General features: G+C 75.6%; 10 protein-coding genes and 1 pseudogene. 2 read left to right on the forward strand and 9 right to left on the reverse strand.

All coding sequences use genetic code 11. The features are described from left to right. Position 1: 1 nt before the first annotated feature. The gene (lysS, locus tag CUD01_RS13460) at positions 2-1,537 is read right to left on the reverse strand and encodes a lysine--tRNA ligase (protein ID WP_141321783.1); all 1,536 of its coding nucleotides are present in this window, start codon (positions 1,535-1,537) and stop codon (positions 2-4) included. Between the two features lie 132 nt (positions 1,538-1,669). Between lysS and CUD01_RS13465 the strand changes: the two genes are divergently transcribed. Both CUD01_RS13465 and CUD01_RS16630 read left to right on the forward strand, forming a co-directional pair. Next, positions 1,670-2,239 (forward strand): sigma-70 family RNA polymerase sigma factor, encoded by a 570-nt coding sequence (locus tag CUD01_RS13465; RefSeq protein ID WP_141321785.1) that lies wholly within the window; start codon positions 1,670-1,672, stop codon positions 2,237-2,239. Next, a complete protein-coding gene (locus tag CUD01_RS16630; RefSeq protein WP_166772201.1) occupies positions 2,236-3,621 on the forward strand; it encodes a hypothetical protein in 1,386 nt (461 codons plus the stop codon). Before CUD01_RS13465 ends, CUD01_RS16630 begins: the two co-directional genes overlap by 4 nt. Positions 3,622-3,919: 298 nt before the next feature. On the opposite strand, the gene nadC is transcribed toward CUD01_RS16630, so the two are convergent. The 8 genes and pseudogenes from nadC to CUD01_RS13510 form a co-directional block, all read right to left on the reverse strand. Beyond that, on the reverse strand, positions 3,920-4,864 hold the full coding sequence (gene nadC, locus CUD01_RS13475) for a carboxylating nicotinate-nucleotide diphosphorylase (RefSeq protein ID WP_141321787.1): 945 nt from the start codon (positions 4,862-4,864) through the stop codon (positions 3,920-3,922). A 34-nt stretch (positions 4,865-4,898) separates the two neighbouring features. After that, the gene (locus CUD01_RS13480; RefSeq protein ID WP_371860795.1) at positions 4,899-6,635 is read right to left on the reverse strand and encodes an L-aspartate oxidase; all 1,737 of its coding nucleotides are present in this window, start codon (positions 6,633-6,635) and stop codon (positions 4,899-4,901) included. A 38-nt stretch (positions 6,636-6,673) separates the two neighbouring features. Beyond that, a complete protein-coding gene (gene panD, locus CUD01_RS13485; protein WP_094181779.1) occupies positions 6,674-7,276 on the reverse strand; it encodes an aspartate 1-decarboxylase in 603 nt (200 codons plus the stop codon). Then, the gene (gene panC / locus CUD01_RS13490) at positions 7,273-8,181 is read right to left on the reverse strand and encodes a pantoate--beta-alanine ligase (RefSeq protein ID WP_174773896.1); all 909 of its coding nucleotides are present in this window, start codon (positions 8,179-8,181) and stop codon (positions 7,273-7,275) included. The genes panD and panC overlap by 4 nt, the downstream gene beginning before the upstream one ends. Before the next feature lie 295 nt (positions 8,182-8,476). After that, positions 8,477-9,421, reverse strand: a pseudogene (locus tag CUD01_RS13495) (Rossmann-like and DUF2520 domain-containing protein); the annotation flags it as partial. Beyond that, on the reverse strand, positions 9,418-10,971 hold the full coding sequence (locus CUD01_RS13500) for a PH domain-containing protein (RefSeq protein WP_141321791.1): 1,554 nt from the start codon (positions 10,969-10,971) through the stop codon (positions 9,418-9,420). The gene CUD01_RS13500 and the pseudogene CUD01_RS13495, both read right to left, overlap by 4 nt. Further along, the gene (locus CUD01_RS13505; RefSeq protein ID WP_232514810.1) at positions 10,968-11,447 is read right to left on the reverse strand and encodes a PH domain-containing protein; all 480 of its coding nucleotides are present in this window, start codon (positions 11,445-11,447) and stop codon (positions 10,968-10,970) included. The genes CUD01_RS13500 and CUD01_RS13505 overlap by 4 nt, the downstream gene beginning before the upstream one ends. 169 nt (positions 11,448-11,616) lie before the next feature. Beyond that, positions 11,617-12,013, reverse strand: a 397-nt coding sequence (locus CUD01_RS13510) for a DUF3180 domain-containing protein (RefSeq protein WP_141321795.1), incomplete at its 5' end; no start/stop codon positions are given.

The following is a 12,013-nucleotide window of genomic DNA, read 5'->3' on the forward strand; positions in this document are numbered from 1 at the left end:
ATCACGCCTGCGGCTTCGTGAGCGGGAACAGGATCGTGTCGCGGATTCCCTGACCGGTCATCGCGATGAGCAGGCGGTCGATGCCCATTCCCATTCCACCGGACGGGGGCATGGCGAACTCCATGGCGGTGAGGAAGTCCTCGTCGATGCGCATGGCCTCCTCGTCGCCGCGCGCCGCGAGCAGCGCCTGCGCCTCGAACCGCTGCCGCTGGACCACCGGGTCGACGAGCTCGGAGTACGCGGTCGCGAGCTCGAGGCCGCGCACGTACAGGTCCCACTTCTCGACGAGGCCGGGCTTGCTGCGGTGGTCACGCGTGAGCGGGGACGTCTCGACCGGGAAGTCCCGCACGAACGTGGGCGCGTACAGGTGCGCACCCACGTGGTGCTCCCACAGCTCCTCGACGAGCTTGCCGTGGTTGCGCTGTGCGGGCGCGAGGTCGATCTCGGCCTTCTCCAGCAGCGCCAGCAGCGTCTCGTCGTCGGTGTCGTGGGTGATCTCGACGCCGACCGCCTCCGACAGCGACTCGTACATCGTCAGGTGCGTCCAGTCGCCCCCGAGCTCGTACTCCGTGCCGTCCGCGAGCGTCATCGTCGTCGTGCCGAGCGCCTCGAGCGCGGCCGTCTGCACGAGGTCCTGCGTGAGCGCCGCCATCGTGTCGTAGTCGCCGTAGGCCTCGTACGCCTCGAGCATCGCGAACTCCGGCGAGTGCGTCGCGTCGACGCCCTCGTTACGGAAGTTGCGGTTGATCTCGAACACCTTCTCGACGCCGCCGACCGCCGCGCGCTTGAGGAAGAGCTCGGGTGCGATGCGCAGGAACAGCTCGATGTCGAACGCATTCATGTGCGTCTCGAACTGACGCGCCGCGGCGCCCTCCGGACGCGTCTGGAGCATCGGGGTCTCGACCTCGAGGAATCCGCGACGCGCGAAGTTGTCGCGCAACGAACGCACCACCGCGGCACGGGTGCGCACCATGTCGCGCGCCTTGGGGTTGACGATCAGGTCGACGTAACGCTGACGCACGCGCGCCTCGTCGGACAGCTCGGCACCCTCGTACAGGTTCGGCAGCGGACGAATGGCCTTCGCGGCCATCTGCCAGGAATCCGCGAACACCGACAGCTCACCGCGCTTGGACATGATCACGCGACCGTGCACGAACAGGTGGTCACCGAGGTCCACGTCGGTCTTGAACGCCGCGAGCCGCTCCTCGCCCACCTCGGCGAGCGAGAGCATCGCCTGCAGTCGCGTGCCCGCGCCGTCCTGCAGCGTGACGAAGCACAGCTTGCCCGTGTTGCGCAGGAACACCACGCGCCCCGCGACGCCGACCTCGTCGTGCGTCTCCTGGCCCGCCTCGAGGTCCGGGTACGCCGCGCGGACCTGCTCGATCGTGTGCGTGCGCGGCACCGACACGGGGTACGCCGCCGTGCCCTCCGCGAGCAGCCGCTCACGCTTCTCCCGCCGGATACGGATCTGCTCGGGCGTGTCGTCGGGGACGACCGCGGGCGCGTCGGCAGCGGGCGAGGACGGGGACTCGGTCACCGGACCATGGTAATCGGGCCACCGGACGCCTCCGTCCCGCGGTCCGTGCGCGGTGCGGGAAGATCGCCCCAACGCGAGCGACCAGCACGAGCGTTATGGCTACGACATCCCGACGACCTCAGGGGAGACGCCGTGGCGAGACCATGGGAACAGCTGCTCGACCAGGTGGCGCGTGAGCGCTGGCCACGCCTGGTCGCCCACGCCGCGCTCGTCGCCGGCTCGACGAGCGAGGCGCCGGACCTCGTGCAGGAGGCGCTGATCGCGACCTTCCGCGGCCGCGCCCGGTTCACGACCGTCGAGCAGGCCGAGGCGTACGTGCGCCGCGCGATCGCGTCCCGCGCGGTCGACGAGGCCCGCCGACGCCGCCGCGAGCGCCTCGTCGCGCTGCGCGCCGCCGCGCAGCCCGCACCGCCGGACACCGTCGAACCACCCGGCCCGGGGCGCGACGTCGTGCGCGCGCTCGCCCTGCTGGCCCCGCGCGAGCGGGCCTGCGTGGTGCTGCGGCAGATGGAGGACCTGTCCGTCGCCGAGACCGCGTCCGTGCTCAACCTCAGCGAGGGCGCCGTCAAGCGGTACACCGCCGACGGCCTGGCGAAGCTCGCCGAGACCCTCGGCACCCACCCGCACACCGCGACGGACGACGAGCGCGTCCCCGTCCGCCCCTCCCCCACCCCGCGCATCGCCCCCGGAGGCGCACGATGAACCTCGACCAGATGCTGAACGGCGCCCGCGACGAGATCGCGCAGGCGACCGCCCCGATCGACGACCGCACCCTGACCCGCGTGCGCGGCACCGTCCGCCGGGCGCGCATCCAGCGGCACACCTTCGAGTCCGTGGGGGCCGCCGCGTGCGCCGGCGTGCTCGGCCTCGGCGCCTGGACGCTGACCTCGTCGGACTCCAGCACGCCCGTCGACCCCGCCACGGGCAGCACGACCACCGGCCCCACCGGCACGCCGAGCCCGACGGCCGAGCCGACCGCCGAGCCCACGACGGCCGCCGACGACGGCCCCGCGGTCCGCGCCGACGAGATCGACGACGCGACCGTGCTCGCCCGGCTGTCCGCGCCCCGCACGGGCGAGCGCTGGTTCGACGAGGCGATGGACGCGTCCGACGCGCTCGACGCGCTGTTCACCCCGGACGAGCTCGCGAACGGCCCCGAGTACCGGCTCACGCTCGTCGGGGACCGCGAGGCCTCGGCGATCTACGCGCTGTCGTTCCCCGCCGCGCAGACCGACGACTCCGTGCTCTGGGCGCCCCGCGTCGAGCTGTACGAGATCGACGAGGACGGCCCCCGCGCGATCGTCTGCCCGAGCGCACGCACGACCGACGCGTGCGCGTCGGAGTTCTCCTCCTCCAAGGCCGCCGAGGACCGCGACACGTTCTACGACACGCTCACGCTCCCCGCGAGCCTCGCGCTCGGCGACGGCTGGGCGCTGTCCACGGACGCCACGCGCGCCGAGGCGGACCGCGTGGGCGGGGTGGCGCTGCCCGCCGCGGACTCGCCCGAGCACCTCGAGGTGGTCGCGGCGTTCGGGCCGCTGACGGTGGCGCGCCGCGACGTGGTCAGCGACGTCGACGGGCTGCGGTCCTCGTCGTACGTCGTCACCACCCCGTTCGGCTCGATGATCCCGGTCGCGGACGCCGACGTGCCGGGCCTGGACTACCTCGACATCACGTGGGACGACGGCGTGGACCGCAGCACGCGGGTCGCCGACGGCGACTGGGCGAACTACGCGCAGGCACCCGCCGTGGGCACGTGCTCGACCGCGCAGTTCTCCGTCGAGAGCTCGCACGACGCGACCGCGTGGCGCACTGCCGGCCGCACCGCCGACGGGCGCGACGTCGTCGTCCCCGTGGCGGGCAACCCGCTGGCGGCCGCGGTGCACGACTGGCAGCTGAGCCACTCGGGCACGATCGACGAGAAGACGGGCGAGACCGTGACGGGTCTCGACGCCGGCTACCGGTTCGCCACCACCGAGGAGTTCCTCGCCGCGCAGTCGCTGTACGGCGTCCAGGGCCCGGGCGGCGAGTGGCACCTGCACCTGCGCCCGGAGGCGACGAACGTCGTCTACGAGTGCGCGTGATGTCGTGACTCTGATGCCAGGTCGTGCGTCTCTCGCCACGTCGTGCAGTCCTCTGCACGACTCACCGAGGAACGCACGACCTGGCGGCGCGTCCACGCCGGGCGCGCAGGTCGATAGCGGGACGCTGCGTCGGCCTCACTCCCCGGAGCGAGCGACGTGACCGTCGGCGACGACGTAGCGCGCTCCGACCGCGAACCACAGCACGACGGACACCGCCGCAGCGGCCGGCGCGTCGTACGAGTGGTGGTGCCAGTTCGCGAAGCTGACGTCGTGAACTGGCCGAGCCGCTACCCCGCGTCTACACGGGGCGCAGGTCGAGGGCCAGGTCGAGGATCGGGGACGAGTGGGTCAGCCCGCCGACCGAGAGGTAGTCGACGCCCGTGGACGCGACCTCGGCGGCGCGGCCCAGGGTGAGGTTGCCGGTGGCCTCGAGCTGCGTCGTCGGGGCGACCGCGCGGACCGCGGCGACCACGTCCGCCAGGACCGGCGTCGGCATGTTGTCGAGGAGCAGGAAGTCCGCGCCCGCGGCGACGGCCTCGAGCGCCTGGTCGCGCGTGTCGGCCTCGACCTGGATCGCGACGTCCGGGAAGCGCGAGCGCACCGCCTCGATCGCCGCGGTGACCGAGCCCGCCGCGGCGACGTGGTTGTCCTTGACCATCGCGACGTCGTACAGGCCCATGCGCTTGTTGGTGCCGCCGCCGCAGCGCACCGCGTACTTCTCCAGCGCCCGCAGGCCCGGCGTGGTCTTGCGGGTGTCGAGCACGAGCGCGTCCGTGCCCGCGAGCGCGTCCGCCCAGCGTCGCGTGTGCGTCGCGACGCCCGACGCGCGCGACGCGAGGTTGAGCAACGTGCGCTCCGCGACGAGCAGCAGCTGCACCGGGCCCGCGAGCTCGGCCAGCACGTCGCCGCGCGTCACGCGCGTCCCGTCGGGCACCCGGACGACGACCGTCGCGGGGCTCAGTCCCAGCCGCTGCGCGACCTGCCGGAGCACCACAGGCACGACGACGAGGCCCGCGACGACACCGTCCGCGCGGGCCACGAGGTCCGCGGTGCCGGTCGTCGTCGGAGCGATCGTCGCCTGCGACGTGACGTCCCGGCCGGGCGCAGCACCCAGGTCCTCGTCGAGCGTGGTCGCGACGAGGCGCTCGACCGCGGCCTCGTCGGGCCCGGGGTCGCCGGGCAGCACGCCGGGGCGCGCGCTCGTCGTCGGGACGCCCGTCGGCCCCGTGGTCGTGTCGGTCATCGTCGTCCTCGTCGGTCGGGCGCCCGGTGGCGCGTCAGTCGATGGGCGCTCGGCGCACGACGAGCTGCCCGTCCGGGTCCAGGCTCGCCTCCAGCCGCACCCGCCAGTGCTCGTCGTCGCGCTCGGGGAAGTCGCTGCGCGCATGCCCGCCACGGCTCTCCTGCCGCGCGAGCGCGGTCGCGGTGAGCACCGAGGCGACCTGGTGAACGTTCGTCGTCTCCCACTCGGCGGTCTGCGGCGCGGCCAGCGCCCGGCCGTCGTCGTGCCGCAGGTGCGCGTCCGTGGGCACCCCGGCCAGACCGCTCGCCGCACGGCGCAGGCAGTCGCCCGAGCGCAGCACACCCGGGCCCTCGGTCGCGAGGCGCTGCACGCGTGCGCGGGACGCCGCGGCGACGAGCGCCTCCGACCCCGAGCGGACCGTGGGCTCCTGGCGGGTCAGTGCGCCCGCCGCGACCTTGTCGGTGATGTGCCGCGCGGCGCGGTGCGCGAACACCAGGCCCTCGAGCAGGGAGTTCGACGCGAGACGGTTCGCGCCGTGCACGCCCGTGCAGGCGGCCTCGCCCACCGCATACAGCCCGGGCAGCGACGTGCGCCCGACGAGGTCCGTGACGACCCCGCCCGAGTGGTAGTGCTGCGCAGGTGCGACGGGCACCAGGTCCGTGGTCAGGTCGATCCCGTGCTCGAGCAGCCGCTCGTGGATCGTCGGGAACCGGCGACGCAGGAAGTCGCCACCCAGGTGCCGCGCGTCCAGCCACACGTGGTCCGCGCCGGTGTCCGCCATGCGACGCACGATCGCGTGCGCCACCACGTCCCGCGGCGCCAGCTCGGCCATCGGGTGCACGTCCGGCATGAACCGCACGCCGTCCGTGTCGAGCAGCAGCGCGCCCTCGCCCCGCACCGCCTCCGAGACGAGCGTGAGCTGCCCCTTCACCCCCGCGCCGAGCCACAGCACCGTCGGGTGGAACTGCACGAACTCGACGTCCCCGACCACCGCGCCGGCACGCAACGCCGCCGCGATGCCGTCACCCGTCGCCTGCGGCGGGTTGGTCGACGAGCGGAACACCTGGCCGATGCCGCCCGTGGCGAGCACCACCGCCTTGCCGAGCGCCGCGCCCACACCGTCACGCTGGCCCTCGCCGATCACGTGCAGCGTCACGCCGCACGCCGCACCCGGTCGCCCATCCGGCCCCGGCGGGCCCGTGAGCACGTCGAGCACGAGCGCGTGCTCGATCACCTCGATGCCCGGGTCGTCGCGCACCGCCTCGATCTGCGCGACGAGCGCACGGGAGATCTCCGCGCCTGTCGCGTCGCCGCCCGCGTGCGCGATGCGGTCCGCGTGGTGCCCACCCTCGCGCGTGAGCGAGATCTGCCCGTCGGGGGCGGTGTCGAACACCGCACCGCGGGCGACGAGCTCGCGCACGCGCGCCGGACCCTCGGTCACCAGCACCTCGACCGCACGCGGGTCGCACAGGCCCACGCCCGCCACGAGCGTGTCCTGCAGGTGCGCCGCCGGGGAGTCCTCCGGGTCCAGGGCCGCCGCGATGCCGCCCTGCGCCCACACCGTCGAGCCCGAGCCCAGCCGGTCCTTCGTCACCAGGAGCACGCGCGGCACGCGCGTGCGCAGCTCGAGCGCCGCGGTCAGCCCCGCGATGCCCGAGCCCACCACGATCGCGTCGACCTCGACCGTCCAGCCCGCGGCCGGTGCGGCCAGGCGCGTCGCGAGCCGCGGCGCCGAGTCCAGGCCGCCGTCCGACGAGGGTGCGGTCGCCAGGTCCCGGACCGGCGGCGCGGCGACACCCGCCTGCGGGGTCACCGGCCCGCGCCGTGAGGCACGGAGTCGTCCGCCTGCTCGTCGGACACCGGGGGCGGGGTGCCGCGCCCCGGGTGCGTGTGCGGTCCCTGCACACCGCAGCCGGCATGCGTGTGCGCCGCCGTGCGGTCCACCGGGCTGGGGTGCTCGACCAGGTCACGGCCCTGCGCGAACGGCACGCCGCTCGGCTGCAGCCCCGCCGCGGCCGTCCACTCCTCGGGCACCTGGCCGGGGTCGTCGGACAGGTCGACGATCCGGTTGTCCGAGTCGACCAGCACCACGTGCGGCTCGTACGTGCGGGCCTCCGCGTCCGACATCAGGCCGTACGCGATGAGGATGACCACGTCCCCCGGGTGCACCAGGTGCGCCGCGGCACCGTTGATGCAGATCTGCCCCGAGCCCGCCTCGCCCGCGATCGCGTACGTCGTCAGGCGCGAGCCGTTCGTCACGTCCACGATGTCGACCTGCTGACCGGGCAGCAGGTCCGCCGCCGCGAGCAGGTCCGCGTCCACCGTCACCGACCCGACGTAGTGCAGGTCCGCCTGCGTCACCGTGGCCCGGTGGATCTTGCCGGTCATCATCGTGCGCATCAGCGAGCTCATGCCCCGCCTCCCGTCCGGCCGAGCACCACGGCCGTGTTGTCGATGAGCCGCGTGGTCCCGACCCGCGCCGCGAGCGCGAGGACCGCCTCGCCCGCCCGGTCGTCGGCCACCGGCGTGAAGTCGTCCGGGTCGACCAGCACCACGTAGTCGACCGCGTCGAGCCCCGCGTCCGTGAGCACGTCCCGCGTCGCCGCGAGCACCTCCCCCGCCGCCGCGCCACCCGCCGCGGCCTGCTCGCCCGCGCGCAGCGCACGCGGCAGCGCCAGCGCGCGTGCCCGCTCGTCGGCCGTCAGGTACGCGTTGCGGCTCGACAGCGCCAGGCCGTCCGCGTCACGCACCAGGGGCACGCCGACCACCTCCACCGGCACGTCCAGGTCCCGCACCATGCGGCGCACCGCCGCGAGCTGCTGCGCGTCCTTGCGGCCGAACAGCGCCACGTCCGGGCGCGTGAGGTGCAGCAGCTTGAGCACGACCGTGAGCACCCCGTCGAAGTGCCCCGGCCGCACGGCACCCTCGAGGGTCTCCCCCAGCGCGCCCGCGCTCACCCGCACCCACGGGTCGCCGTCCGGGTAGACGACCTCGGGGGTCGGCGCGAACACCACGTCGGCCGGGCCCAGCAGTCCCTCGCCCGTCAGGAGCGCGAGGTCGCCCTCCAGGTCCCGCGGGTAGCGCGAGAGGTCCTCGCCCGCGCCGAACTGCAACGGGTTGACGAAGATCGTCACGACCACGCGGTCCGCGAGCGTCCTGGCGTGGCGGACCAGCGACAGGTGACCCGCGTGGAGCGCACCCATCGTCATCACGACCGCGCGCGCGTGCCGCTCGCGGCGCGCGACGACCGGCGCGGCCAGGGCGGCGTCGAGCTCGGCGCGGGTGCGCGCGAGCGTCGGGCCGGCGGCGGTGGTCATGGGTCCTCCTGCGGTCCCCGCGGGGCGGGGCGGCGTGTCAGTCGTCGTGCTGCTCGTCGTGCTCGTCGTCGTGCTGCTCGTCGTGCTCGTCGTCGTGCTGGTCGTCGTGCTCGTCGGGAGGCTGCTCGTCCTCACGCGGGCGCTTCGAGTGCAACGATCCCGCATCCGGTTCGATGCCCGCGACCGCGGGACCGTGTGACGTGCGAGACGCCCCGCCGCCGACCGGGCCGTCGTCGGCGGCGTCGGCGCCGGCACCAGGAGCGGTCTCGACGGCGACGCCAGCGGCCGACGAGGGCGGTCCCAGCGCGTCCAGCACACGCGCCGCGGCGCCCTGCGAGAGCAGCCCCGCCGAGAGCGCACGCGCGTCGGCCGCGCGCGCGAGCGCCCGGTACGCGGCCGGGACGTCCGGGGCGCCCGCTCGCGCCGCGAACGCGTCGAGCACCGCCAGGTGCTCCGCGACCGTGCCCGCGTCGCCCCGGCGCACCGGACCCGTGAGCGACGTGATGGCCCCCGCGCGGGACCCGGCCGCGTCGCCCAGCGCCGCGAGCTCGCCCGGGGACTCGGCGCGCAGCGCGCCGTCGAGCGCCGCCTCGAGCAGCGGCGCGAGCATGCGTCCCGGGTCCGCGACGCCCGCCGCCGCGAGCGCCTGCGCCGCCTGCGCGACGAGCACGACGAGGTGGTTCGCGCCGTGCGCGAGCGCCGCGTGGTACAGCGCCCGGGCGTCCTCGTCGAGCACCGTCGGCTCACCGCCGATCTCCATGACGAGCGCCTGCCCGATCGGCAGCACCGCCGCGGGCGCGGTGACCGCGAACGGGCAGCCCACCAGCCGCGCCAGGTCGAGCGACGTGCCCGTGAACGTCATCGCCGGGTGCAGCGCGAGCGGGATCGCACCCGCAGCGCGCGCGGGCGTCAGCACCTGCGTGCCGTACCGACCGGACGTGTGCACGACGATCTGCCCGACCTGCCACGCGCCCGTCTCCGCGAGACCGGCGACCAGGTCCGCGAGCGCGTCGTCGGGCACCGCGAGCAGCACGAGCTCCGCGCGGCGCACCACCTCCGGGACCTGGAGGACCGGCACTCCCGGCAGCAGCGCGTCCGCACGGTCGCGCGACTCCTGCGAGACCGCGCTGACACCGACGACCGGGTGGCCGGCACCGCGCAGCGCGTTGCCGAGCACCGCACCCACGCGGCCCGCACCGACCACGCCGACGCCGAGCCGTCCGGGGCGGCGGTCGCTCACACGCGCTCCCGCATCCACTGCTCCGGGCGGGCCGCCGCGCGCGCCGTGCGCGCACGTTCCGCCTGCTCGTCGAGCAGCGCCGCCGCCACGCGGCCGTCCAGATGGTTCACGCGCGGCGCGACCGGTCCGGGCGTCGAGTGCACGACGAAGCTCGCCAGCCCCAGCCGGCGCTGCACCGGCCCCTGCTCGAGCCCGAGCGACTGCGTGCGCTCGTGCGGCACCACCGACACCTGCCGCACCACCCGGCCCGAGCGGGCGAGCAGCGCGGTGCGCGTCACGCGCACCCCGTGCCGACGCCACCCGATCGGGTCCACCCAGCGGGCCGCGCGCGGCGCCGGCGTGAAGCCGCCGTCCTCGTCACGACCGGACAGCGCCGCCTCGACGAGCGCGCGCGGGTCCTCGACGCCCAGGTCGGGCAGCACGAGCCACAGCGCGGTCGCGGCCTCGTCGCGCGTCGCGACCGGGTGCAGCACGGTCGCGCGGCTCGCCTCCTGACCCTGCGAGTAGCCCGCGACGTTGATCTCGACGCGCCACCAGTCCGGCCCGCGCCACAGCACCGGCTGCAGCAGGCGCACCGCCTGCACGCGCCCCGGCGGGACGGTCTGCGCGCGCTGCTCGGTGAGCCCGTGCCGCAGGCGGATCCCGTCGGGCGACAGCGCGGCGCGGAAGCTCGCACCCGCGTTGACCCGGCCCCACAGCGCGCCGCCGAAGCCCAGGAACGCGGGCAGCAGCACCGCGAGCGGGCTCACGTCACGCGCCACGACCGCCGCGACCACCCCGCCGATCACCAGCAGCACGAGGCCGACGACGGTGCCCGACCGCACCGAGGCACCGATCAGCCGCGGCATCGGCAGCGCGTACACCTCCTGCTCGGGCGCCTCCTCGAACGCCGCGGGAGCCGGGACCGCGCCCGCCGGGTGCTCGCCCGCGTGCGGTGCGGCGTCGACCGGGGCGCCCGGGAGCGTCGTCGTGCCGGACCCCGCCACGGCGGGCACCGCGATGCCGGGCCCAGCCGTGCCGGGTGCCGCCGAGCCCGGTGCGCCCGCCGCGGACGGTCGACGCAGGCCCGCGGCGAGCGCGAGCAGCTCCGAGCGCAGGCGCTGGGCGTCCGGCTCCCGCAGGTAGGCCAGCTGCACGGCCGAGCCGCTGCCGCCCGCGACCTCGAGCCGCAGCTCCGCGAGACCCAGCAGCCGCGCGAGCAGCGGCTGCACCACGTCCACGGCCTGCAACCGGTCCAGCCGCGCCTGCCGTTGGGTGCGGAACAGCACGCCGGAGTGCAGGTGCACCGCCTCGTCCGTCACCGCGAACCGCATGTGCCGCCACGCGAGCGCCGCGTAGCCCCAGCCGACCAGCGCGACCAGCACCACGACGCCCAGCGCGATGAGCCAGCCGCGGCCACCCAGCAGGTCCGCCGCCGAGCGCACGTCGTCCGCCGCCTGGTACCCGACGATCGCGACGACCGCCACGAGCGTCTTCCAGCCCTTGAGCGCGGGCGTCACGGGGTGGACGCGGCGCCACGCCTGCGCGGGCACGCGGTCGTCGTCGCTCACAGCCCCGCCAGCCGTGCCTCACCGCGCGACGCGAGCCGGTCGCGCAGGCGCGCCGCCTCGGCGGGCGGCAGGCCGTCGATCGACGCCGTCGTGGCGGGCGACGCGGTGTGCAGCTGCACGGACGCGATGCCGAAGCGGCGTGCGAACGGCCCCGCGCTCACGTCCACGTACTGCATCCGCCCGTACGGCACGACGACGAGCTGGCGGAACATGATGCCGCGCCGCACGAGCAGGTCGTCGGCGCGCTCGGCGTACCCCAGCGCGCGCACCTGACGCGGCACCAGCAGCGCCCCCCACAGCCCGAGCGCGGCGACGACGGCGGCCGGGACCCACAGCCACGACGCGCCCGTGGCCAGCGCGAGCACGACGAGCAGCGCCAGCACCGGCCCGAGCCAGAGCGCGAGCGCCGTGAGGCGGGCCGTGGCGAGGCGCCCCGACACCGGGGTCCAGGTCACGCCCTCGGGCTCGAACGGCAGGCTCGCGCCCGTCGGACGGTCCGGGGTCGGACCGGTCGGGCGGTCGCCCGGGAGATCGGCCGTGCGGTCGCTCGGGTGCGGTGCGGGCTGGTCGGTCGGTCGCTCGGCCGGTGGCGTGGTCACGTCCGTCATCCTCCCATCGTCGTGCGTGCGGTCCGGGCCTCCCGCCTCAGCCCGCGGTGGGGTGCGGCGCCTCGACCTTCTCGTCGTCCTCGGGGGGCGGGACCGCGCAGAACCACTCGACGACGAGGCCGACCGCCGCGAGGACGACCGCACCCGCCGTCGCCGCCCCCGCCGCGACGGCACGCCCGCCGTTGCCGTGCGTCGCCAGGTCCGTGACCAGCGCGATCGTCTGCCCGCCGTACCAGCCGCTGAGCAGGGCACCGGTGTAGCAGGACGCCTTCGCGAGCACCGCGGTGCGCGCCGCCCGGATCGGGTCCAGCCCCGGCCGCCTGCCCCGCAGGAACTGCCGCACCGCCCAGCCCATCGAGAACACCACGGCCGCGATCAGCACCTCGACCGCCGCGACGAGCCACGGGACCTGCGGCGGGAGCCCGCCCCGGCCC

It is taken from the genome of Cellulomonas uda, assembly GCF_006538705.1.
Taxonomy (GTDB): Bacteria; Actinomycetota; Actinomycetes; order Actinomycetales; family Cellulomonadaceae; genus Cellulomonas; species Cellulomonas uda.

Excerpts from the sequence above, each read along its gene's own strand:
- panC (WP_174773896.1), bottom strand. The coding sequence starts at position 8,181 with ATGACCACCGCCGCCGGCCCGACGCTCGCGCGCACCCGCGCCGAGCTC.
- CUD01_RS16630 (WP_166772201.1), top strand. The coding sequence starts at position 2,236 with ATGAACCTCGACCAGATGCTGAACGGCGCCCGCGACGAGATCGCGCAG.
- panD (WP_094181779.1), bottom strand. The coding sequence starts at position 7,276 with ATGAGCTCGCTGATGCGCACGATGATGACCGGCAAGATCCACCGGGCC.
- nadC (WP_141321787.1), bottom strand. The coding sequence starts at position 4,864 with ATGACCGACACGACCACGGGGCCGACGGGCGTCCCGACGACGAGCGCG.